The 23,114-nt window shown below is 41.6% G+C and carries 21 protein-coding genes and 1 riboswitch; of the genes, 14 read left to right on the forward strand and 7 right to left on the reverse strand.

Translation table 11 applies throughout. The features are described 5' to 3' along the window. Positions 1-174: 174 nt before the first annotated feature. A complete protein-coding gene (gene pgl / locus PR834_RS04940) occupies positions 175-1,161 on the forward strand; it encodes a 6-phosphogluconolactonase (protein ID WP_164455865.1) in 987 nt (328 codons plus the stop codon). Between the two features lie 163 nt (positions 1,162-1,324). On the opposite strand, the gene bioA is transcribed toward pgl, so the two are convergent. After that, entirely contained in the window at positions 1,325-2,593 is a 1,269-nt protein-coding gene (gene bioA, locus PR834_RS04945) for an adenosylmethionine--8-amino-7-oxononanoate transaminase (RefSeq protein WP_196724495.1), read from the reverse strand. A 93-nt stretch (positions 2,594-2,686) separates the two neighbouring features. Here bioA and bioB point away from each other — a divergent pair, with 93 nt between their 5' ends. From bioB to uvrB, 5 genes are all read left to right on the forward strand, one after another. After that, positions 2,687-3,724: a biotin synthase BioB gene (gene bioB, locus PR834_RS04950; protein WP_164455864.1), complete on the forward strand. Its 1,038-nt coding sequence runs from the start codon at positions 2,687-2,689 to the stop codon at positions 3,722-3,724. After that, on the forward strand, positions 3,724-4,881 hold the full coding sequence (gene bioF, locus PR834_RS04955) for an 8-amino-7-oxononanoate synthase (protein WP_272536483.1): 1,158 nt from the start codon (positions 3,724-3,726) through the stop codon (positions 4,879-4,881). The genes bioB and bioF overlap by 1 nt, the downstream gene beginning before the upstream one ends. Next, positions 4,859-5,644 carry a malonyl-ACP O-methyltransferase BioC gene (bioC, locus tag PR834_RS04960; RefSeq protein WP_004256683.1) on the forward strand — a complete coding sequence of 262 codons (786 nt, stop codon included), beginning with the start codon at positions 4,859-4,861 and terminating at the stop codon, positions 5,642-5,644. Before bioF ends, bioC begins: the two co-directional genes overlap by 23 nt. Continuing rightward, entirely contained in the window at positions 5,637-6,314 is a 678-nt protein-coding gene (gene bioD / locus PR834_RS04965; RefSeq protein ID WP_262960929.1) for a dethiobiotin synthase, read from the forward strand. Before bioC ends, bioD begins: the two co-directional genes overlap by 8 nt. Positions 6,315-6,941: 627 nt before the next feature. After that, positions 6,942-8,960 carry an excinuclease ABC subunit UvrB gene (gene uvrB / locus PR834_RS04970; protein ID WP_004256681.1) on the forward strand — a complete coding sequence of 673 codons (2,019 nt, stop codon included), beginning with the start codon at positions 6,942-6,944 and terminating at the stop codon, positions 8,958-8,960. A gap of 222 nt (positions 8,961-9,182) precedes the next feature. Here the strand turns inward: uvrB and PR834_RS04975 are convergent, their stop codons facing one another. Beyond that, complete coding sequence (locus tag PR834_RS04975) at positions 9,183-10,091, reverse strand: gluconeogenesis factor YvcK family protein (protein WP_094962422.1); 909 nt, start codon at positions 10,089-10,091, stop codon at positions 9,183-9,185. A 657-nt stretch (positions 10,092-10,748) separates the two neighbouring features. After that, a riboswitch (molybdenum cofactor riboswitch) is annotated at positions 10,749-10,888 on the forward strand. On the opposite strand from PR834_RS04975, the gene moaA reads away from it, so the two are divergent. The 5 genes from moaA to PR834_RS05000 all read left to right on the forward strand — a co-directional run bounded on the left by moaA (position 10,878) and on the right by PR834_RS05000 (position 13,899). After that, positions 10,878-11,858, forward strand: a complete 981-nt coding sequence (gene moaA, locus PR834_RS04980) for a GTP 3',8-cyclase MoaA (protein WP_094962423.1) — start codon at positions 10,878-10,880, stop codon at positions 11,856-11,858. Its footprint overlaps the riboswitch before it by 11 nt. A gap of 24 nt (positions 11,859-11,882) precedes the next feature. Then, a complete protein-coding gene (gene moaC / locus PR834_RS04985; protein WP_094962424.1) occupies positions 11,883-12,359 on the forward strand; it encodes a cyclic pyranopterin monophosphate synthase MoaC in 477 nt (158 codons plus the stop codon). Further along, the gene (gene moaD / locus PR834_RS04990; RefSeq protein WP_004256672.1) at positions 12,359-12,604 is read left to right on the forward strand and encodes a molybdopterin synthase sulfur carrier subunit; all 246 of its coding nucleotides are present in this window, start codon (positions 12,359-12,361) and stop codon (positions 12,602-12,604) included. The genes moaC and moaD overlap by 1 nt, the downstream gene beginning before the upstream one ends. A 1-nt stretch (position 12,605) precedes the next feature. Beyond that, on the forward strand, positions 12,606-13,058 hold the full coding sequence (gene moaE, locus PR834_RS04995) for a molybdopterin synthase catalytic subunit MoaE (protein WP_004256668.1): 453 nt from the start codon (positions 12,606-12,608) through the stop codon (positions 13,056-13,058). Between the two features lie 133 nt (positions 13,059-13,191). After that, positions 13,192-13,899 carry a Bax inhibitor-1/YccA family protein gene (locus PR834_RS05000; RefSeq protein WP_004256664.1) on the forward strand — a complete coding sequence of 236 codons (708 nt, stop codon included), beginning with the start codon at positions 13,192-13,194 and terminating at the stop codon, positions 13,897-13,899. Between the two features lie 211 nt (positions 13,900-14,110). Here PR834_RS05000 and PR834_RS05005 read toward each other — a convergent pair whose 3' ends face one another. The 5 genes from PR834_RS05005 to cecR form a co-directional block, all read right to left on the reverse strand. Next, on the reverse strand, positions 14,111-15,217 hold the full coding sequence (locus tag PR834_RS05005) for an ABC transporter permease (protein ID WP_094962425.1): 1,107 nt from the start codon (positions 15,215-15,217) through the stop codon (positions 14,111-14,113). A 9-nt stretch (positions 15,218-15,226) separates the two neighbouring features. Continuing rightward, a complete protein-coding gene (locus tag PR834_RS05010) occupies positions 15,227-16,366 on the reverse strand; it encodes an ABC transporter permease (RefSeq protein WP_196731827.1) in 1,140 nt (379 codons plus the stop codon). After that, positions 16,363-18,102, reverse strand: a complete 1,740-nt coding sequence (locus PR834_RS05015; RefSeq protein ID WP_004256654.1) for an ATP-binding cassette domain-containing protein — start codon at positions 18,100-18,102, stop codon at positions 16,363-16,365. The genes PR834_RS05010 and PR834_RS05015 overlap by 4 nt, the downstream gene beginning before the upstream one ends. A 9-nt stretch (positions 18,103-18,111) precedes the next feature. Further along, positions 18,112-19,107 carry a secretion protein HlyD gene (hlyD, locus tag PR834_RS05020; protein WP_272525687.1) on the reverse strand — a complete coding sequence of 332 codons (996 nt, stop codon included), beginning with the start codon at positions 19,105-19,107 and terminating at the stop codon, positions 18,112-18,114. Positions 19,108-19,260: 153 nt separating this feature from the next. Then, positions 19,261-19,959: a transcriptional regulator CecR gene (cecR, locus tag PR834_RS05025; RefSeq protein WP_004256610.1), complete on the reverse strand. Its 699-nt coding sequence runs from the start codon at positions 19,957-19,959 to the stop codon at positions 19,261-19,263. Between the two features lie 285 nt (positions 19,960-20,244). On the opposite strand from cecR, the gene rhlE reads away from it, so the two are divergent. The 3 genes from rhlE (at position 20,245) to PR834_RS05040 (ending at position 23,091) form a co-directional block, all read left to right on the forward strand. Further along, positions 20,245-21,573, forward strand: coding sequence for an ATP-dependent RNA helicase RhlE (gene rhlE, locus PR834_RS05030; protein ID WP_110591365.1), 1,329 nt, complete (start codon positions 20,245-20,247; stop codon positions 21,571-21,573). Between the two features lie 168 nt (positions 21,574-21,741). Beyond that, complete coding sequence (gene dusC, locus PR834_RS05035; protein WP_172767355.1) at positions 21,742-22,683, forward strand: tRNA dihydrouridine(16) synthase DusC; 942 nt, start codon at positions 21,742-21,744, stop codon at positions 22,681-22,683. 159 nt (positions 22,684-22,842) lie between these two features. Next, the gene (locus tag PR834_RS05040) at positions 22,843-23,091 is read left to right on the forward strand and encodes a GlsB/YeaQ/YmgE family stress response membrane protein (protein ID WP_004256598.1); all 249 of its coding nucleotides are present in this window, start codon (positions 22,843-22,845) and stop codon (positions 23,089-23,091) included. The last annotated feature ends 23 nt before the right edge of the window (positions 23,092-23,114 follow it).

The raw sequence follows: 23,114 nt of genomic DNA on the forward strand, positions 1-23,114 counted from the left end.
CATAACGTTAACTGAACCGTTTTAGTATCATTATTATTTGTTCTTGGTACGATATGTAACAGCCGCATCAGTGCTATTTACCCAGTGTAATTTGCATAATATAAAGTATAGTGAAGCCAATATAGTGGATTATAGATGCGGTTTTGTATTTTTATCATGAATTAAGGAGTCAGGATGAATCAGGTTGTTTATATTGCGAGCCCCGAGAGTCAGCAAATTCACGTGTGGTCGATGAATGAGGTTGGGGAGCTTACTCTTCTGCAAACGGTAAAAACACCGGGTCAAGTGCAACCTATGGCATTAAGCCATGATAAAAAACACCTTTATATTGGTGTGCGCCCGAATTTCCGTGTCGTAACCTATGAAATTGAAGAGAAAGGGTTACTACGTTTAAAAGCGGAGACATCAATTCCAGGTACACCAGTTCATTTATCCCTTGATAATAATGGCAAATATCTATTTGTTCCTTCATATCATCAACATAACTTGTCAGTGTTAACCATTAATGAAGAAGGCGTCCCAGATCGCGTTGTTCAAGTGATTGAAGGCTTGCGTAATCCACATTCTTCCCATGTTGATGTTGATAACCAACAGCTTTGGGTTCCTTGTTTAGGCGAAGACCATATCCGTTTATTCGATTTACATGAAAATGGTTATTTAACCGAAGCAACCGCAGATCAAATTACCACAGCTGCGAAATCCGGCCCCCGTCATCTGGCTTTCCATCCTACTGAAAAAGTCATTTATTGTGTGAATGAGTTAGACTCAACGGTAGGCGTGTATCGTAAATTTACTCGCTATCGTAACATGCAAACTTTGGCAAATTACCCATTAGGTAACGAAAGTCAGCGCTGGGCTGCAGATATCCACATTACGCCAGATGGCCGCCATTTGTATGTTAGTGAACGTTCTGAAAGTTACCTCAGCCACTATCTGGTTTCTGATGACGGTTGCGAGCTAACATTAGAAGCACGTTACCCAACAGAGACGCACCCAAGAGGCTTTAATATTGATGTGACAGGGCGTTTTTTAATTTCGAGTGGGCAAAAATCAGACCATATTTCAGTTTCTGAAATTGACCCGATTACAGGGAAATTGACACAAATAGGAAGGTATATGGTCGGGAAAGGTCCTATGTGGGTTATTTCAGTCATCCTTTGAGCCGTAACTGTGTTGGCTACGTTTACTAACCCTAGTCACATACTTGTGTATGCTCCTAGGGCTTAGTTTCACTTGCCGCCTTGTTACAGCTCAAATGATTTATGAAATACTCTAGATTAAAAATTCAGTAACAATCACTTCGATTATCATTGCATTTATTGTGCTATCCCAACACTTTTGCCATTGCATTTGTTACTTTACTGAGTTGCTCGGGGGTGATGATATACGGTGGCATAACATAAATAAGTTTGCCGAATGGGCGAACCCAAACACCATTTTCCACGAATACTTTTTGTAAAGCGGCTGTATTGACTGGCTGCTTCATTTCAACCACGCCAATTGCACCAAGAACACGTACATCTGCAACACTAGGGTGGGATATTAAAGGCATCAGTTCAGCCTTAAGTTGTTGTTCGATAGTGGCAATTATTTTCTGCCAAGGACTATTGAGTAACAAAGTCAGGCTGGCATCCGCCACCGCACAGGCAAGAGGGTTACCCATAAAGGTTGGTCCATGCATAAAGCAACCTGCTTCACCATTGCTAATGGTTTCTGCCACATGGCGAGTTGTGAGTGTGGCAGAAAGTGTCATATAGCCCCCAGTTAGTGCTTTACCTAAACACATAATATCGGGTGATATATCAGCATGATGGCAAGCAAACAATTTACCCGTACGACCAAAACCAGTCGCAATTTCATCAGCGATCAACAGTAGACCATATTGATCACACAAATGGCGGACTCCCTTTAAATATTCAGGGTGATAGATACGCATTCCACCAGCCCCTTGAACGATCGGTTCAAGGATGATCGCCGCAATTTTATCGCTATTTTCGGCAAGTTGAACTTCAAGAGGATGCAAATCGGCGCTGTCCCATTCGTCGTAAAAACCGCATTGAGGGGCTTCCACAAAAATATGCGGAGGTAAATACCCCTTATACAGGCCATGCATTGAATTATCTGGGTCACAAACGGCCATCGCACCGAAAGTATCACCATGATATCCATGGCGTAATGTCAGGATGCGCTGACGCTTTTCCCCTTTTGCTTGCCAATATTGCAATGCCATTTTCAGAGCAACTTCAACTGCCACGGAGCCTGAGTCAGCGAGAAACACACATTCCAGCGGCTCTGGTGTGATAGCAACCAACTGTTTACATAGATTCACTGCGGGTGGGTGCGTAATCCCGCCAAACATCACATGGGACATTTTCGCTAATTGCGTTGTTACCGCTTGGTTTAATACAGGATGATTGTAACCATGAATGGTTGCCCACCATGAAGACATACCATCAATTAATTTTTTCCCATCGGCCATGATTAGCTCGGCTCCATGGGCTTCAACAATCGGATAAGCCGGAATTGGCTGGCTCATCGAGGTATAAGGGTGCCAAATATGTTTGGCATCAAACTGAATATCTACGTTATCCATTTGCTATCATCGTCAACTTTTTTAGATCATTTTAGTTGACATGATAATCGCAATATTTAAACTGGCAACAACTTTTTCAACTGGAGAGTTTCCGTGAGCCAATTAAAACAGTGGACAATAAAACAAGCTAATGAACTGTTTTCAATGCCTTTTTTTGAATTATTATTTCAGGCACAGCAAATTCATCGCCAACATTTCGACCCCCAGCAAGTGCAAGTCAGTACTTTGCTATCGATTAAAACTGGGGCTTGCCCAGAAGATTGTAAGTATTGTGCGCAAAGCGCGCGCTATAAAACAGGACTAGAAACTGAAAAACTAATGGAAGTTCAGCAAGTTCTGGAGTCTGCGAAAAAAGCTAAGCAAGCAGGTTCAACTCGTTTTTGTATGGGCGCGGCATGGCGCAATCCGAAAGAACGCGATATGCCTTATCTTGAAATGATGGTAAAAGAAGTGAAGTCATTAGGGATGGAAACCTGTATGACTTTAGGGATGATTGATAATTCTCAAGCTCAACGCTTAGCAGAAGCCGGGTTAGATTATTATAATCATAACCTTGATACCTCTCCTGAATACTATGGCAATATTATTACGACTCGCAGTTATCAAGACCGCTTAAATACACTCGAAAATGTCCGAGACGCAGGGATCAAAGTCTGCTCTGGTGGGATTTTAGGCTTAGGCGAAAAAGTCAGTGACCGAGCGGCCTTATTGGTGCAACTGGCAAATTTACCTAAACCGCCAGAAAGTGTGCCGATCAACATGTTGATGAAGGTTGAAGGAACCCCGATGGCAGATAACGAAGATGTCGATGCGTTTGATTTTATTCGTACTATTGCCGTTGCACGTATCATGATGCCAACGTCATACGTTAGGCTGTCGGCAGGCCGTGAATACATGAATGAGCAAACTCAGGCATTATGTTTTATGGCCGGTGCGAACTCAGTATTCTATGGGTGTAAATTATTAACGACGCCAAATCCTGATGAAAACAAAGATTTAGCACTATTTAGAAAACTGGATATTAACCCTGAGCGAATTGAAACTGACGAAGGGGATAACCATCAAGCCGCTAAGTTAGCCGAAACGTTGTTAACCGCCGATAACCCTCAATTTTATAACGCAGCAGTATAATGACTTGGCAATCATTTATACAAAACCAGATAGAGCAGCGTAAGCAGGCTTCTATCTGGCGTCAACGGCAGTGTATTGATAGTGCCAATGGTCGTTCGCTTTTTCTGGCTGGAAAAGAATTTCTTAATTTCTCATCCAATGATTATTTGGGATTAGCCCATCATCCTCAAGTGGTTGCCGCGTGGCAACGTGGGGCTGATGAATATGGTGTGGGTAGTGGAGGATCGGGCCATATTACAGGGTTCACCAAAGCACATGATAAATTAGAGCAAGCTCTCGCTGATTGGCTCGGCTACCCAAAAGCCTTATTGTTTATTTCAGGCTTTGCCGCGAACCATGCGGTGATCACGGCATTAATGTCGGAAAATGATCGTATTTTAGCGGATAAACTTAGTCATGCATCGATAATGGAGGCCTCGATTCATTCAGGGGCTCAATTAAGGCGCTTTAAGCATAATAACCCTCTATCACTTGATAACTTAATCCAAAAACCCGTTTCGGGAAAAACGCTTGTCGTCACAGAAGGCGTTTTTAGTATGGATGGCGATAGTGCTCCACTTCAACAATTGCAGGAAATCGCTAGAAATCAGCATGCTTGGCTGATGGTTGATGATGCACACGGTATTGGTGTTATCGGAGAACAAGGCCGTGGTAGTTGCTTCGCGAATGGGGTTAAACCTGAAATTTTAGTCGTGACATTTGGTAAAGCGTTTGGTTTAAGTGGCGCATCGGTATTGTGTGATGAGCCAACGGCTGAATTTTTTGTCCAATCCGCACGCCATTTAATTTATAGCACTTCAATGCCTCCGGCTCAGGCTGTCGCGCTTCTAGCGGCAGTTGAGCAAATTCAGCTCGCAGATCAAGCACGAGAAGACCTTAACCAACATATTGCGTATTTTAGAAATAATGCTGATTTTAATGGCATGCAGCTGGCTAATTCAATGACGGCTATTCAACCATTAATTATCGGGGAAAACCAAGCTAGCCAACAGTTAGCCAATTTCTTACGCAAAAAAAATATTTGGGTGCAAGCGATCAGGCCGCCAACGGTTCCGCCTGGGAGTGCTAGGTTACGAGTCACATTAAGCGCTGCGCATCAACGTCAAGATATCGATCAATTATTGGAGGCTTTACATGACTTTATCGCTCAGTCGTGAAAAGCATAAAATTGCAGCGGCATTTGGCCGTGCGGCTAAAAGTTATGACTCAGTGGCAAGTTATCAACGATCAACAGGAACACAACTGCTTGGTCAACTGACTTCAGTCTTAAACAGTTCAGAACTCACAGCACCATTACATATTTTAGATGCAGGGTGCGGTACGGGGTATTTTAGCCATAAACTGAAAAATCAAGGACATCACATCACGGCTTTAGATCTTTCTGCTGGTATGCTCGAAATGGCGCAAACGAAAGCTGTGGCTGATCATTATTTATGTGCTGATATAGAATCCATTCCGTTAGATTCACAAACCTTTGATGTGGTTTTTTCCAATTTATCGGTCCAATGGTGCCAAGATCTCAGCAAAGCATTAAGTGAATTATATCGAGTGACAAAACCGGGGGGAGTTGTGGTGTTCACCACACTTGCAGAGCATTCTCTCGCAGAATTGTCTTCAGCTTGGCATTCACTTGACGGCTATTCACATGTGAATTCCTTTCTCAGTGTTCAGCAGATACAAAATAGTTGTCAGTCATGGAGACATAAACTTATTTTTCAGAAGGATACCGTCTATTTTCCTGAATTAATAGCGTTGCTTCATTCATTGAAAGGCATTGGAGCGACACATTTGACTGCTGGGCGTAAAGCAGGGTTAATGACCCGCCAGCATTTGCAGCAACTTGCTTTGCTCTATCCAATGACAGAGCAAGGCTTACCTCTAACTTATCATACGGTGTTTGGAGCGATTTACCGTGACTAAAATGTACTTTGTAACAGGAACGGATACAGAAGTAGGGAAAACCGTTGTAAGTTGTGCTTTATTGCAAGCTGCGGGTTATCAAGGTTTGAATACGGTGGGCTATAAGCCTGTCGCATCTGGGAGTGAGCTCACGGCGGATGGCCTACGTAATAGCGATGCGTTGTTATTACAAGCCAATAGTCGAGTAAAATTACCCTATGAGGCGATTAACCCTATTGTATTTGAAGCGCCAACTTCACCGCACATTATCAGTGAGAAATTAAATCAACCCATTGAATTTTCAGTGATAAATAAAGGGTTGGTTTATTTGAAGTCCCAAGCGGATTGGTTATTAGTCGAGGGGGCTGGTGGATGGTATACTCCGTTATCTGTAGAAAAAACTTATGCAGATTGGGTGATTGAACAGCAACTCCCCGTTATTTTAGTTGTTGGTGTTAAGTTAGGCTGTATAAACCATGCATTGTTAACCATGGAATCTATCGAAGCTGCAGGTTTACTCGTAGCCGGCTGGGTTGCCAATGAAGTTGAACCCGCAGGTATTTTCCAAGAGCAATATTTGTCAACACTTAACCGAATGATCAAAGCACCTTGTTTAGGGGTGATCCCACACCAAAAAACACTCAACGGTAAATTAGGAAGCTATTTGGATCTTTCTTTATTAACTATTTGATTATATAAAAATATCAATACTTTTCCCCAAGCCACACTCAATGCTTGGGGCTGATCAATTGTTAAATAGGGAGCCGATCTTTTTTAACGTTCTCAACTAAAATACTGTCAAGTATTTCAGTAAAAATACCACTCAGATCTTAATAAAAAATATAAAATCTGTTTTTCATAGCAGTTACTACTTAAAAATTTTTTCATTAAACTGCCATCTTTTTGTCATTTTGCCTCCATTGAGCAAATCTTAGAGATCCTGTGAATCCATGAGCTCTAAGGGCTTCAAGAGTTATCCACCATTTCTGTGGATAACCTTGTGTATTAACGTTATAAAACAAGTTCTACGCTAGGTGACAAGCGGCTTTGGGTTTATTTGATGTGATTCTGGACTTTAAACTAATCTATAATAAATACAAATGGTTAAATAAAATCAAGCCTTCAATTTGTATTTGAGGTATGGCATAAAAATGCAATAGCATAAAATATAAAGTTTCAAAAAGGTCAAGTACTTTTTTGGGGATAACATTTTTATAAACATATCAGAGCGGAGATTAACAGAAAATTTAGCTTCAATACTTGAAGCTGGTTTTTTATCCAGTATTATATTGGAAGAAACTTGTTAAGGGGCGTTAATATGAGTAAGGATTTTAAGCTGTATTCTGATTTTCAGCCGGGAGGGGACCAACCCGAAGCTATCCATAAATTAAGGGAAGGGCTACAAGATGGACTTGCTCATCAAACTCTATTAGGCGTAACGGGGTCCGGTAAAACGTTCACTATTGCCAACGTCATTGCGCAAGAGAACCGGCCCACCATGCTAATGGCGCATAATAAAACCTTAGCGGCACAGCTTTATAGTGAAATGAAAGCCTTCTTCCCAGATAACGCTGTGGAATATTTCGTTTCTTACTATGACTATTATCAGCCTGAAGCTTACGTCCCAAGCTCAGATACTTTCATTGAAAAAGACGCCTCTGTAAACGAACATATTGAGCAAATGCGTCTATCTGCGACTAAGGCCTTACTCGAACGCCGCGATGTAATTGTGGTGGCTTCTGTATCAGCTATTTATGGTTTGGGTGACCCTGACAGCTATTTAAAAATGATGTTGCACCTAACGGATGGCATGATCATCGACCAGCGCTCAATTTTAAGGCGTTTAGCGGACTTACAATATACGCGTAATGACCAAGCCTTCACGCGAGGGACTTTCCGTGTTCGCGGCGAAGTTATCGATATTTTCCCAGCGGAATCAGACGAATATGCCTTACGCGTTGAGCTATTTGATGACGAAGTTGAACGGTTATCATTATTTGACCCATTGACAGGTCAAATACAACATCGTGTTCCTCGCTTTACCGTTTATCCAAAAACGCACTATGTCACACCGAGAGAACGTATCCTTGAAGCAATGGAACAAATTAAGGTTGAATTAGCGGATAGGCGAAAAGTATTACTGGAAAACAATAAACTACTTGAAGAACAGCGTATTACCCAACGAACACAATTCGACTTAGAAATGATGAATGAGCTCGGTTATTGTTCAGGTATCGAAAACTATTCGCGCTACTTATCGGGTCGTGCGCCCGGTGAACCACCTCCGACATTATTCGATTACTTGCCTGCAGATGGCTTGCTAGTGGTAGATGAGTCTCACGTTACCATCCCACAAATAGGCGCGATGTACAAAGGGGACCGCTCAAGAAAAGAGACCTTAGTTGAATATGGTTTTCGTCTTCCTTCTGCATTAGATAACCGGCCAATGCGTTTTGAAGAATTCGAAGCTTTAGCGCCGCAAACTATTTATGTTTCAGCAACACCGGGTAACTATGAGCTTGATAAATCAGGCAATGAGGTGATTGAGCAAGTTGTTAGGCCTACAGGCCTACTTGACCCGATAATTGAAGTTCGCCCAGTTTCTACCCAAGTAGATGATTTACTGTCTGAAATTCGTATACGTGTGCAGAAAAATGAACGTGTGTTAGTCACCACATTAACTAAACGTATGGCCGAGGATTTAACGGAATATCTCGAAGAACACGGGGAGCGAGTTCGTTATCTTCACTCAGATATCGATACAGTCGAGCGCGTGGAAATTATTCGCGACTTGCGGCTTGGTGAGTTTGATGTGCTGGTTGGGATCAACTTATTAAGAGAAGGCTTGGATATGCCAGAGGTATCTCTGGTGGCTATTTTAGACGCGGATAAAGAAGGTTTCTTGCGTTCGGAACGTTCGCTTATTCAAACCATAGGGCGTGCGGCTCGTAACTTAAATGGTAAGGCAATCCTCTATGGAGACAGGATCACCAACTCCATGCAAAAAGCGATTGCAGAAACAGAGCGTCGCCGTGCTAAACAAATGGCGTTCAACGAAGAACATGGCATTGTTCCACAAGGGTTGAATAAGAAAATCGGTGATATTCTGCAAATTGGTCACAAAGTGGGTGGCAAAGGAAAAAGTCGCACGAAAGACAATACCAAAAATAATAATTCGGTTGATATTCAATCAATGTCAACAAAAGAATTGGAGCAACGGATTTCGCAACTTGAAGCGCAAATGTATAAACATGCTCAAGATCTTGAATTTGAAGCGGCTGCGCGAGTCAGAGACGAATTGCAGGAGATACGCTCCCAGTTTATCGCTAATTCCTAATTTTCATCATTTTCTTCATACTTCGCGTTGTGGGGGTGTTGGCTTCGTTCAGTCACTCGGGTCACATACTTTATGTATGCTCCCCGAGCTGCCTTCACTTGCCGCCTACCCACAACGCAAAGTATTTTGAAAATAGATTTTGTGGAAATACGGGAAACAAAGGGCTAATTTTAGGGAAGGTTTTCCGCTGCGGGTATTTAGCAGCGGAATGGCGGTTGGGGATTATAACAAGTTGATGGTTTCTTCGATGGCTTGCAGTAACAGCTTTCTATCATGGCGATACGGAATATCGTCAGCTTCGAGTACCCGTTGGATTATTTTGCGGTCAGGGCTGATATTATTGGTTTGTGTGCGTGGGCCAAGGATTAACGCATCAATTTTTTGGCAGCCAATATACTGTTCCATCATTTTTAGTTTGTCAGGTAAAGACAGGTTTGCAGCAGGGGAGCTAATTTCTTTCGCTAAATTGCCAATATAAATCATCGGGGCTTTACATTCGCGTAGTGCAGCCGCAATTTCATCCAAAAGTAATAATGGCATTAAACTAGTAAAAAAACTGCCAGGGCCGATAATAATTAAGTCTGCTTGGTGGATAGCCTGCAAGGCTTCTTTAGTTGCCTTGACTGTTGGATACAAACGTAACTCTTGTGGGATTTCATGTAAGGCATCAACATTCACCTCACCGTACACTTCATTACCCATTTCATCGACAGCCATTAAATCAACAGGAGATTCCGACATCGGGATCAACTGCGCATCGACTTTTAGCATATTACGGATAAGATTTATGGCTTCTAGTGGTCGCACACTTAAGTGATCTAATGATTTTAACATTAAATTACCTAAATTATGGCCTGAAAGCTCACCATTTCCGCTAAAACGGTATTCAAACATCGCTGAAGCAATGGACGGCTCAGTAATTAGCTGATTTAAACAGTTACGCATGTCTCCCCAAGCTATCCCACCTTCAGAGCGACGAATACGACCAGTCGAGCCCCCATTATCGGTTGTGGTGACAATACCCGTTAAACGAGAACCTAAAGAAGAAAGTGAAGACATCACGCGACCAAGCCCATGGCCGCCACCTAAAGCGACAACATGTTTGAGATCCGCCAGACTACAATTCGGCATAGTGTTCCTATATCAGTTAATTTTCAGTACTTATAAAAGCAAGTAAACCAGCGAGTTACGAAATACGTTTTTTACGCTAATGCCCGTTTTATGGCGACTAAAATAAATTGGGCGTTAATCTACCATAAAACATCATTCTTGGCTTAAGTACCGTGACAAAAAACAATAAAAGAGACGATTCTGTATTGGTGTGTAATTCCAAGGTATCTTCATCTGTCGCCTAATCACAACTAACAACGCAAATTATTTAGCGTTTTGATTAATGAATTCTGTGCTTCACTATTTATTTTTAATTGATATGCCAATTATTCAATTTGAAATATCGGTTTTGATAAGCGTTAAGTGCTGATATTTATAACGTAAACAATCAGATGGGGAGCTTGCTCCCCATTTTAGATCTATATCAATAAATGTTTAATTAAATAGTTAGGGATGTTAATCAATTAGTATGAAATTATACGGTTTGAAACCACTCAAAATGGAAAATTGTCATTGATAATAATAGCTTCGGTGATTCAACTATGTCTTTTGTAAGTCGTTGTATATAATGATATATATCGAATTGCAATTCGCTTTTTCAATTTCTATCGGCTAGAATCCTTACATAAATTAAGTGAACAGAGTGACGCATTTTGCAGTTTAAAATCAGTGACTCGGTTCCAGATAAAACTCCTAGCCTTTGCGTCTAAGTTTGAACGACTGAATATGATGCACTGGCCGTGGCCTAGAGCCACCAGGGTGCAAGATAGAAATGTCTGCATCTCCCGTACTTGGAAAGGTGTGATTATGCAGCAACTTGTCGATCAATTTGACCGGAAATTTTATTATCTTCGGCTTTCTATAACAGATGTTTGCAACTTTCGTTGCACATACTGCCTACCCGATGGCTACAAGCCAAGCGGTCGCCATGAATTCTTAACATTAGATGAAATTCGTCGTATCAGTACGGCATTTGCAGAATTAGGCACAGAAAAAGTGCGTATTACGGGCGGTGAGCCGACTATGCGCAAAGATTTCAGTGATATTATTGCTGCCATCAATGAAAATGAATCAATCAAAAAAATAGCCGTAACAACCAACGGCTACCGTATGGCGCGAGATGTGCATGAATGGAAAGCCGCAGGGTTGAACGCCATCAATGTGAGCGTTGACAGCTTAGATCCACGCCAATTTGCGGCCATCACAGGGCAAGATAAATTCTTTCAGGTGATGAAAGGCATTGATGCCGCCTTTGAAGCAGGCTTCGAAAAAGTAAAAGTCAATGCAGTGCTCATGAAAAATGTCAATGATATTGCGTTGAAGTCATTCCTAAATTGGATCAAGCACCGACCAATTCAATTACGTTTTATTGAACTCATGGAAACCGGTGATGGAAGTGATATCTTCCAACGCTTTCATATTTCAGGCGAAACTATTCGCGAACGTTTAATCGAAGAAGGCTGGTATATGCTTCCTCGTTCTCGTAGTGATGGGCCAGCTCAAGTCTTTAGTCATCCAGATTACCAAGGCGAAATTGGGCTTATCATGCCTTACGAAAAAGATTTTTGCCAAAGTTGTAACCGCTTACGCGTTTCCTCACTAGGAAATCTCCATTTATGTTTATTTGGTGAAAATGGTATTCCACTTCGTGATTTATTGGGCGCAGATGACCAAAACGAAGCGTTAAAAGCGCGTATTCAACGGGGCTTACACCATAAACGAGAAACCCATTTTCTGCATATGGGCGATAGCGGAATTACACCAAATTTATCCGTAATCGGCGGTTAACTCTTTTTTATTTCAGGAGAAAATATGTCCCAACTGACTCACCTCAATGCGTCGGGCGAGGCGCATATGGTTGATGTTTCAGCCAAAGCTGAAACTGTCCGTGAAGCTCGCGCAGAAGCTTATGTCACCATGAACCCAGCAACCTTAACGATGATTGTCGATGGTAGCCATCATAAAGGGGATGTGTTCGCCACGGCACGTATTGCGGGTATTCAAGCGGCAAAAAACACTTGGCAGCTTATCCCATTATGCCACCCATTGTTGTTAACCAAAGTTGAAGTGACCTTGAAAGCGGAACCTGAACATAACCGCGTCCGTATTGAAACTTGTTGCCGGTTAACAGGGAAAACAGGGGTAGAAATGGAAGCGTTAACAGCCGCATCCGTTGCTGCGTTGACGATTTATGACATGTGTAAAGCCGTGCAAAAAGATATGGTGATTGGCCCTGTTCGTTTATTAGAGAAAACAGGCGGCAAATCTGGACATTTTAAGGTGGAATAATGATCACAGTATTATTTTTTGCTCAGGTACGTGAGCTAGTTGGAACGGAACGTTTAGAACTTACAGACTCGTACCAAAAAGTGGAAGACTTGCGCCAAGCACTTTCACAAAAAGGGGATCGTTGGGCGTTGGCACTTGAAGATGGCAAATTACTTGCCGCTGTTAATCAATCATTTGTTTCACTAGACCACCCTCTCTCAGAAGGGGACGAAGTGGCATTTTTCCCACCTGTCACTGGGGGGTAATATGGAAAACACCCATATTGCAGTACAAACTGAAAATTTTAGTGTTGGTGAGCAATATCAATGGCTTGCACAGTGTGATAGTGATGGCGCAGTGGTGACTTTTACGGGGAAAGTGCGTAACCATAATTTAGGTGACAGCGTTGCGGCATTAACACTCGAACACTACCCAGGAATGACTGAAAAAGCGTTAGCGAATATAGTCATAGAAGCAAAAGAGCGTTGGCCATTGCAGAGAGTTAGTGTGATCCACCGCATTGGCACCTTACAACCCGGCGAAGAAATTGTTTTTGTTGGGGTCACGAGTGCTCATCGTAATGCTGCATTTCAAGCGGCTGAATTTATTATGGATTACTTAAAAACGAAAGCCCCATTTTGGAAAAAAGAAACCTTACCTGAAAATGAACGTTGGGTGGAAGCGAAAGAAACTGACGAGGCGTCTGCAAACCGTTGGTAATCGCATTTTTTCCGCTAAAAAATACGAATTTGCTGAATGGTATTGTCAAAAGAATGTGTTAGACTTTGGTTAATTTCTCCGATTGCAGTATTTTTACTGGGTCGATTTTTCTTTTAGCGAAAGGGTAACCATCATGGGTCAGTTTGATCAACGTAATGATTCTCTTGTCCAGGGTGCCAATACTGGCGTTCAGGCATTTATGTCGCAAGTATACGGCTGGATGACAGTCGGTCTACTGCTGACAGCTTTTGTGGCATGGTATTCTGTAAGCAGTGGTTTGTACTACACCATTGCAACCAATAAGATTCTCTTTTTTGGAATGATTATTGCTGAACTTGGTTTAGTGATGGGCATTTCATTCTTGCTGCAAAAAATTAGTGGCATGGCAGCAACGGGCATGTTTATGCTCTATTCATTGCTCACCGGCTTAACGATTTCAGTTATTCTTGCCGCATATACTGGTGAGTCCGTTGCGGGCACATTTGTCATTACTGCGGTAATGTTTGGTGCATTAAGTTTCTACGGCTATACCACTAAACGTAGCTTAACAGGTATGGGTAACTTCCTGTTTATGGCGCTGATTGGTATTGTTGTCGCTTCTTTGGTTAACATCTGGCTGCAAAGCACCATGATGTATTGGGTGATCACTTACGGTGGTGTTTTACTGTTTGCTGCTTTAACTGCTTATGACACTCAAAAACTGAAAGAAATGGGTTCACAAATTGATGAAGACGACAGAGAAACAATGCGTAAATACTCTATTATGGGTGCATTATCTCTGTATTTAGACTTCATTAACCTGTTCTTAATGTTGCTGCGTATCTTTGGTGACCGTCGCTAATTTGAGTGGCTTTCCTCATTACTCAGTGAAATGAGGGGATAGAAGTCGTTAAAATTGAAAACCCTTGTTACTTTGGTAACAAGGGTTTTTTGATCTAAATACTATCGTAAAATATGATTTGAATATTATTAACTTGTTTGTGATTCAAGGCGTTAATGATAGTTCCAATGCTTTTAATTGTATTTTCAAAGTGTAATATTATTTTTTTTGATCACGCTATTTTCTTCCTAAATAAGTAATAGGCCACTGAACTGGTGATTATCGCAATGATGAATAATGGCCATAAACTATGGAAGATAACTGAAAAATCAGCATTTTTTAGGTATATCTGTTTGGTGATTTCAGTGAAATGACGAATTGGGTTAATCCAAGTGATTTGTTGTAGCCAAATTGGCATGTTTTCGACTGGGGAAATATAACCTGATAGCAGCACTGCTGGCATCATAAATACAAATACCCCAATGAACGCTTGTTGCTGAGTTGAACACAGTGCTGAAATAAGTAAACCAAACCCCACCAAGGACAACCCATAGAATAACATGGTGGCATAAAAGAGGAGTAGGGAGCCAGCAAAAGGAATTTGATAGCAAAAGATCCCAATAACTAGGACCAAACTTGCCTGTGCAGTCGCTACTATCAATGCAGGCACCGCCTTACCAATAAATATTTGCCAAGTGGTAAGGGGAGAAACGAGCAATTGGTCCAGGGTGCCTTGTTCTCTTTCCCTCGCGATAGAAAGAGATGTCACAATCAGTACCCCGATCGTAGTTATCAAAGCTACTAATGAAGGCACAATAAACCACTTATAATCTAAATTGGGGTTGTACCAATTACGAACGATTAATTCACTGTTATTTGGCAAAGTCTGTGATTGCGTTAGCTCATGTTGGTATTGAGTGACAATTTGTGCAACATAATTTGCTGCAATTTGCGCACTATTTGAATTACGTCCATCAAGGAGTAACAGCATATTAGCGTTATGGTGGCTTGCAATATCAGCACTAAAGTTTTGCCCAAAACGGACAACCAGCAGAGCCTTACGGTTATCGAGCGTTTCACGAATTTCATGTTCATTCTTCAATAATAAAACTTGAGAAAACGCACTGGCTTTGGCGAGACGTTGAGTCAACTCGATAGAATGCTCACCACTGTCTTGGTCAAAAATTGCAATGGTGGTGTTAGTGACCTCAAGAGTGGCAGCCAGAGGAAATAAAATCATCTGAAATATCACGGGTAAAATCAAAATAGCCCGTGTTTGTGGTTCTTGAAGTAATGATTGAAGCTCTTTCATAATTAAGGTGTATAGGCGATAAAACATAACTTCACCTCAATCCAAACGACGGCGAGTTTTTAGCGCCGTCAGTCCAATAAATAGTGTTGCAGAAGCGATGAGTAGCAGGAAATCTATCAATAAAACAATATAGATATCACCCGCAAGAAAGAGAGTTTGTAAGCTGCTGACAAAGTACCGAGCAGGGATAAAATAAGTCACAGCTTGAATAATGGCTGGCATACTATCAATTTCAAAAATAAACCCAGATAACATGATAGCAGGTAAGAAAGCGGCATTCAGAGCAACCATCGCTGCATTAAATTGGTTACGAGTAATTGTTGAAATCAATAACCCCATCCCTAATGCCGTTGCCAAATAAAGGCTGGTAATGACAAATAATACCAATAGAGAGCCGCGATAAGGTACTCCTAAGACAAATGTGGTGACAAACATGCATAACACCATCACAAAAGTACCAAGCACTTGGTAAGGCAATAATTTTGAAAGTAATAACTCAGTTTTAGTGATTTGGGTTGAAAGCAATGCTTCCATCGTGCCACGTTCCCATTCTCTTGCGATAACTAAAGAGGTCAAAATAGCACCAACTACGGTAATAATGATGCTAATTGCCCCTGGAATAATAAAATGCTGACTAATTGCCGCTTCATTAAACCAATAGCGCATATTGAGCTCAATTAGTGGGTCTGTTGGGTAGCCTTTATTTTCCCCTTGCTGCACCAGCCACGTTTGCCACACACCTTGAGTATAAGCTTGCACAAAGTTAGCCGTATTCGGTTCGCTGCCATCAGTAATGACTTGAATTGCGGCATGACCTTGTTTTTGCAGCAATTGGGCTGAAAAATTTACAGGAATGACGATAATGCCGCGAATTTCACCCGCTTGCATTTTATCGATTAATAAATGGCGGTTATTACTAATAGTCGCATCGATAAATGGCGAACCAGTGAAGGTATCAACCAATTCACGAGCTTGCGAACTTTGTTGCTCAAGTAAAATACCGACACGTAATTTACTTGAGTCTAAATTGATACCATAACCAAAAATAAATAGTAACATCAATGGAATAAGCACAGCTATAAGAGCGCTGCTAGGATCCCGCACAATTTGTTTACTTTCTTTCCAGCATAGTGCTTTAAGCCTACGCCATGAAAAATGAGAAGCGGTGTGAGTCATAGTGCCTCCTGTTGCTTATCATAATTCATGATTAGCTCGATGAATGCATCTTCCATGGATGGGTCAGGGTTTTCAGCACTTGCGACTTGCTGTTTCAGTTCATCAGGGGTTCCTGCCGCAATAATTTTTCCATGGTAAACCAGCCCGATACGGTCACAATACTCTGCCTCATCCATAAAGTGAGTCGTGACCATAACGGTAACACCTTTATCAACCATTCCATTGATATGTAACCAAAATTCTCTACGAGTTAGTGGGTCAACACCTGAGGTTGGCTCATCTAAAAATAAGATATCAGGCTCATGCATTAATGAGCAGGCGAGGGCTAAACGCTGCTTATACCCCAGAGGGAGGGATTCAGTCACCTGATTGATAATCGGTTTGAAATTAAAGGCCTCAACCATTTCTTGGATTTTTTTGGTTTGTTGTTGATGATGTAAACCATAAACACCCGAAAAGAATTTCAGGTTTTGCCCCACTTTTAGGTTACCGTACAGCGAGAACTTTTGTGCCATATAGCCAAGGTGCTGCCTGACTTTGTTTGAACTCGTTTTTAAATCCATTCCAAGAACGAGTGCTTGCCCATCTGTTGGCTTCATTAACGCACACATCATTTTAAAAGTTGTCGATTTTCCCGCACCATTTGGCCCCAATAAACCAAAAATTTCTCCTCGTTTAACTTGGAAATTTACGGTATCAGTTGCCGCAAATTGGCCAAATTTTTTGGTTAAATTACGCGCTTCTATGACGGTTTCTTCAGGATTAGGTGGAATTTGCGGTACGATAGCGGCTAATTCCGAACGATGAGATGGGCCCCCGCCTAATAAGTCAATAAACGCATCTTCAAAACGTGGCTGTGCTTCAATGAGTTTTCCATCTGCCATATTTAATGCAGTTAATAAATTTGTCTGTGATGCATTAGGCTTCAAAATTAAGCGAATATAGCGGCCTTGGATTACACCATCGGTGGTTTCTGGTAATACGAGTGCGTTTTGTAATACAGTGCGTTTTTGTGTGGCTGGTACATCAAGTAAAAACGAGCGTCCCGCCATTTTTTCAGTTAATAACTCGGGCTTGCCTGCATAAAGCTGTTTGCCTTTATTTAATAGCAGCACATTTTTACATTGCTGAGCTTCATCTAAATAGGAAGTACTCCAAAGAATGAGCATTCCATCATCGGCAAGAGTATGAACCATTTGCCATAGTTCGCGTCGAGCGATGGGGTCAACACCAACACCGGGTTCGTCGAGTAAAAGGACCTTGGGTTTTCCTAATAATGTACAGGCTAACCCGAGTTTTTGCTTCATCCCCCCCGATAATTTACCGGCTAGCCTATTGGTAAAAGGGGCTAGGCTGGTGAAAGAAAGCAGTTGCTGATAGGTTTTTTGGCGCTCTTCGCCGAGTACGCCACGCAAATCTGCGTACAAATTTAAATTTTCTTGTACGGTCAGGTCTTCATATAAACCAAATTTTTGGGGCATATAACCAAGGCCAGCTCGCATAGCAATGCTGTCGTCGATAGGGTCGAGCCCCATCACGCTAATTTTCCCTGCATCTGGTTTTAATAGCCCTGCAATCATGCGCATTAAAGTTGTTTTTCCTGCACCATCAGGGCCGACAAGGCCTGTTACAGAGCCCCCATGAATATCGATTGTTAAGCTTTCAACGGCTGGAGTATCCAAGCCAACAAATGTTTTCTCGACATTGGATAGGCGGATACTGTAATCATCACTCATAGCAAACTCTTACTGTTTATTATCAGTAAATTGAATAGTTACAGGCATACCTTGGCGTAAAGCATCATCTGCATCATTGACGACGATACGTAGTCGATAGACTAAATCGGTTCGTAAATCCGGTGTTTGTACGCTTTTAGGGGTAAACTCGGCGGTAGGGGAAACAAACCCGATGGTACCATGGTAAGGCTGATTTGGGCGGCTATCCGTATACAGCAAGACTTCTCTACCGGGGATGGCATCACCGAGGTGCGGTTCGCTAACATAGGCTCTGACCCAAACAGGATTTGTTAAAGTGACGCTAAATACGGTATTACCTGTACCGATGATTGTGCCAGGTTCGATTGCTCGGGTTAAAATAGTCCCAGAGGAAGGTGCAGTTAAAACGGTGTCTTGTAAGTCGAGTTCAGCTTGAGCGACAGCCGCTTCGGCTTGTAACCATTCGCCTCGAGCGGCAGCTATCTCTTCTTGGCGAAAACCGCTTTGGTATTGATTTAGTTTATCTTGTGCCGCTTGAAGGGCGGCAAATGCTTGGTTTCGATTGTTCTTCGCGTTATCTAAATCATTAGCTGAAATAACGCGGGAGGCAGCAAGCCCTTGCTGACGTTTATAGAAGTTATCGGCATATTGCCAAGCCGCTTGTTTTTGAGCCACTTCAGCTTCAACTTGTGCAACCTCTTGAGTACGGTAACCACTTTCTTTTAAAGCAAGTTGGGCTTTGGCGCTGTCACGCACCCCTTTGGCTTTATTTAACGCGTTAATGTAGGGGGCATCATCCAGTAGGCCAAGTTGCTCGCCTGCAATAATTTTTGCACCTTCATCAACGCTTAGGGATTTGAGCTTACCTGACACTCGAAAACCAAGATTTACCGTTCGGACATCAACATTGCCGTAGAGTGTTAATATTTTGTCTTGCTGTGATTGATAGTAGTAATAACCACCAATTGCAGCACCGATTAATATGAGAATAATGAAAACAACAACAGAACGGTTTTTATTGCTCATAGCTAACCTTACTTAAAGAATCAACGATATGAAAACAAAATTTGTTGTTAGAGGCCGCTGTTTTTAATGAAGAAATGTGGCACCAGCTGCAATAAAATCACCAGCCTCTAGTTATTATCAATGTGAATGAATCACTTTAATTATTTTATCATATCACTTTTCATATTGTTTGCGATGGCGTAAGCCTGCTAATAATATATTTGTATGTTCAATAAGAACTTGATTAATAATTTTAAATTCATTTTCATTGATATGTTTCCAACCCGTTTGGCGTAACAAAGTTTCTCGAGCAATTCGAAATGAAAGTGTTTCGCCAAGGATTGCGTGTGTGTGGATTAGCGTTGTTAAATGATTGGGGTCAGCACCAATGTAAATCGCAATCAAGCGGTTTAGGCGCGAATGTATTGGGCCTAAAGCCTGTTCATGGATTACCGTATAGGCTTCGGTCGGGTTGAGTTGTTCACGTGCTAATATCCGAGAAAAACTTAAATTTTTCTTTTCCAACTGAAAATGATTATAGGCAATGACTGTTTTTTGTAGTAAATCAAGTGCATCATCAGTTACTTGTACTGACAAAGGTTGATTTAGAAAGTTGTCAATTGCTTGAAAAACATCATGGAAATCGTCCCGAATAGTTTTTGCGATAAGCTGAGCTACCGCTAAGTAAAGACCTTCTTTTGAGCCAAAATAATAAGAAATTGCGGCAATATTTTGCCCTGATGCCTGTGCGATCTTGCGTGTAGTAGCGCCATCAAGCCCTTGTTCTCCATATACATCAGCAGCAGTGAGAAGCAATTGCATTTTCGCATTTTCTCCTCGCAACGTTGACGATGAACCTGTATTCATAACCATTCCTTTAAAAATTCAGAATTAAATAACACCTAATTAGCTCTTAATGGCTTTTCATTTTTATAAAAAGTAAAAAACGACATCTCATAGTACAATGTAAGTATATATACTATGTGGGTCGGATTTTATATTAATTTATTAACCAAACTAAATTAATATATTTATCATCTGTAAATAATGTTAGAATTTTACACAGTGTCGCACGGCAGTTTGCGCTTTTTCTTCTGACTCACTTCCCCCATAACTGCCACATTCAATTTGAAGCGGTGAAGCCCGGAGTAATTTAATTTGACTACTTTTTCAGACCTCGCGTTAAACGAGGAAATTTTGCTTGCCATTAATGAATTAGGTTATGAAAGCCCTACGCCTATTCAACAACAAGCTATCCCAGCCGTGCTTGCAGGAAACGACCTTTTAGCTAGCGCCCAAACTGGTACAGGTAAAACAGCGGGTTTTACATTGCCAATTTTACAGAAGCTTATTACAACTCCTCGAGCAGGAAAGGATCGCAAGCCTATTCGTGCGTTAATTTTGACGCCAACAAGGGAGCTTGCAGCGCAAGTTGCTGAAAATGTAAAAGAATATAGCCGTCACCTGCGTATTCGTTCTTTTGTCGTCTTTGGTGGGGTAAGTATTAACCCACAAATGATGAAGTTACGTGGCGGGGTTGATATCTTAATTGCAACTCCGGGGCGCTTATTAGATTTAGAACACCAAAATGCAGTAGATCTTTCCCAAGTCGAAGTTTTTGTTCTGGATGAAGCTGACCGTATGTTAGATATGGGGTTCATTCATGATATTCGTAGGGTGATTAATAAATTACCTAAAAAACGTCAAAACTTATTGTTCTCAGCGACGTTTTCTGACGAAATCAAACAATTGGCGAATAAATTACTCAATAACCCTGTAACTATTGAGGTTGCTCCGCGAAACTCAGCTTCTGAGCAAGTGACTCAATATGTTCATCTGGTTGATAAAAAACGAAAAGCGGAATTACTTTCGTTTATGATTGGCCGTGAAAACTGGCAACAAGTTCTTGTTTTTACACGTACAAAACATGGTGCAAACCGTCTCGCTGAGCATTTAAATAAAGATGGTGTCAAAGCTGCTGCTATCCATGGTAACAAGAGCCAAGGGGCTCGTACTCGTGCATTAGCTGATTTTAAATCTGGGGATATTCGTGTGTTAGTGGCAACGGATATTGCAGCTCGTGGCCTTGATATTGAACAGCTTCCTTATGTGGTGAATTTTGAGCTTCCTAATGTTGCAGAAGACTATGTTCACCGTATCGGTCGTACAGGCCGTGCAGAAGCAACTGGGATGGCAGTTTCCTTAGTATGTATCGATGAGGCTAAGTTACTCAAGGATATTGAAAAATTATTGAAAAAATCGATTCCATTGATGGCGATTGAAGGCTATGAGCCCGACCCCTCCATAAAGGCGGAGCCTATTCAAAAAACACCACAACGCAATGAACGTCGTTCAGGTGATAGAAACCAAGGTAAACCACCACGTCGCAGTAATTCGCCATCGTCAAAGCCTAGTTCAGGGAAGGGGGCAAGTTCCCCATGGAAAAACGCCCAGAAAAAAGTCAAACAAGGGCGAAGTGACAGTTAATCTTCCATAAAGCTTGTAGCTCTTTTTAATGTTAATGGCATTAACTAGAGCTACCTGTGAAACTATTTCAAGCCTGTCACTGGTCACCCCCATCTTAGAATTTTCCTGCTCATCTATTCAATAAACGGTATGATAAGCAGGTGTTATTACGTTTTTTGTGAGCCATTTATGCGCGTTTTATTAGCTCCTATGGAAGGAGTTTTAGACCCTTTAGTACGTTGTCTATTAAGCGAAGTTAATAACTATGACTTGTGCATAACAGAGTTTGTTCGCGTGGTTGATACTCTTTTACCGGCAAAAACTTTTTACCGTTTATGCCCTGAACTAAAACATGGCAGTCGTACCCCTTCAGGGACATTAGTTCGCGTGCAGTTATTAGGGCAACACCCTCAGTGGTTGGCAGAGAACGCAAACCGAGCGGTCGAGTTAGGATCTTGGGGGGTTGATTTAAATTGCGGGTGTCCATCAAAAACAGTTAATGGCCACGGTGGTGGTGCGACGTTATTGAAGCAACCTGATTTGATTTATCAAGCTGCGAAATCAATGCGTGAAGCAGTTCCAAAAGAATTACCTATTTCGGTTAAGGTTCGTTTGGGGTGGGACAGTTCTGAATTTGCTTATGAAATTGCAGATGCGGTTCAACAGGCGGGGGCAACAGAACTTACTGTCCATGGTAGAACCAAAGAAGACGGTTATAAAGCAGAGAGTATTAATTGGTCTGCCATTGGAGAGATCCGCCGTAAATTATCGATCCCAGTGATTGCTAATGGTGAAATTTGGGACTATGCAAGTGCACAGCGCTGCCTTGAAATCACAGGTTGTGATGCCGTGATGATTGGTCGTGGAGCACTAAACACCCCAAACCTAAGTCGAGTGGTCAAATTTAATGAATCTAAAATGCCTTGGGAGCAAGTTGGCAGGTTGTTATTAAAGTATACAGAACTTGAAAAACAAGGGGATACCGGCCATTACCATGCAGCTCGGATTAAGCAATGGCTAGGCTATTTACGTAAAGAATATCATCAAGCAGATGAACTTTTTTCTCAGGTTAGGTCGTTAAAAAATGCCCAACAGATTGCGCAAGTGATAACTGAAATTGTGAGCAATTAGTTATGAATAATGTTGATTGGCAAAATTTTATAGTTGCGAAATTAACTTATAGGGTCTTTACTTAATTGGTAGGAGAGCGATTTTATTTATTTAAAGCTCTACTATTATATGAGAACATTTTGACATTATAGTGAAATTACCTAGTCTGGGAGGCGTAAGATGGGTGTAATTGCTTGGATTATTTTTGGTCTAATTGCAGGTGTTTTAGCTAAGTGGCTGATGCCAGGTACTTATCACATGGGGTTCATTATGACCACCGTGCTGGGGATCGTTGGTGCCGTTGTGGGTGGTTACATCAGTACTTTCTTTGGTAAAGGAAAAGTTGATGGTTTCAACTTTGGGAGTTTTGTTGTCGCGGTTATCGGTGCGATTGTCGTACTGTTCTTAGCCGGGATATTTGCCAAATAACCATTTCCTCTACTTGGTAAATC

Origin of the sequence: Providencia sp. PROV182 (genome assembly GCF_028480325.1) — a bacterium.
Lineage (GTDB): Bacteria > Pseudomonadota > Gammaproteobacteria > Enterobacterales > Enterobacteriaceae > Providencia > Providencia hangzhouensis.

Bases quoted from the DNA above. Each gene is read 5' to 3' on its own strand.
- PR834_RS05015 (WP_004256654.1), bottom strand. From the start codon at position 18,102: ATGAGTGATGATTACAGTATCCGCCTATCCAATGTCGAGAAAACATTT.
- hlyD (WP_272525687.1), bottom strand. From the start codon at position 19,107: ATGAGCAATAAAAACCGTTCTGTTGTTGTTTTCATTATTCTCATATTA.
- uvrB (WP_004256681.1), top strand. From the start codon at position 6,942: ATGAGTAAGGATTTTAAGCTGTATTCTGATTTTCAGCCGGGAGGGGAC.
- PR834_RS05040 (WP_004256598.1), top strand. From the start codon at position 22,843: ATGGGTGTAATTGCTTGGATTATTTTTGGTCTAATTGCAGGTGTTTTA.
- PR834_RS05000 (WP_004256664.1), top strand. From the start codon at position 13,192: ATGGGTCAGTTTGATCAACGTAATGATTCTCTTGTCCAGGGTGCCAAT.
- PR834_RS05010 (WP_196731827.1), bottom strand. From the start codon at position 16,366: ATGACTCACACCGCTTCTCATTTTTCATGGCGTAGGCTTAAAGCACTA.
- moaE (WP_004256668.1), top strand. From the start codon at position 12,606: ATGGAAAACACCCATATTGCAGTACAAACTGAAAATTTTAGTGTTGGT.
- PR834_RS04975 (WP_094962422.1), bottom strand. From the start codon at position 10,091: ATGCCGAATTGTAGTCTGGCGGATCTCAAACATGTTGTCGCTTTAGGT.
- moaA (WP_094962423.1), top strand. From the start codon at position 10,878: ATGCAGCAACTTGTCGATCAATTTGACCGGAAATTTTATTATCTTCGG.
- moaD (WP_004256672.1), top strand. From the start codon at position 12,359: ATGATCACAGTATTATTTTTTGCTCAGGTACGTGAGCTAGTTGGAACG.
- dusC (WP_172767355.1), top strand. From the start codon at position 21,742: ATGCGCGTTTTATTAGCTCCTATGGAAGGAGTTTTAGACCCTTTAGTA.
- bioF (WP_272536483.1), top strand. From the start codon at position 3,724: ATGACTTGGCAATCATTTATACAAAACCAGATAGAGCAGCGTAAGCAG.
- bioA (WP_196724495.1), bottom strand. From the start codon at position 2,593: ATGGATAACGTAGATATTCAGTTTGATGCCAAACATATTTGGCACCCT.
- moaC (WP_094962424.1), top strand. From the start codon at position 11,883: ATGTCCCAACTGACTCACCTCAATGCGTCGGGCGAGGCGCATATGGTT.
- PR834_RS05005 (WP_094962425.1), bottom strand. From the start codon at position 15,217: ATGTTTTATCGCCTATACACCTTAATTATGAAAGAGCTTCAATCATTA.
- cecR (WP_004256610.1), bottom strand. From the start codon at position 19,959: ATGGTTATGAATACAGGTTCATCGTCAACGTTGCGAGGAGAAAATGCG.
- pgl (WP_164455865.1), top strand. From the start codon at position 175: ATGAATCAGGTTGTTTATATTGCGAGCCCCGAGAGTCAGCAAATTCAC.
- bioC (WP_004256683.1), top strand. From the start codon at position 4,859: ATGACTTTATCGCTCAGTCGTGAAAAGCATAAAATTGCAGCGGCATTT.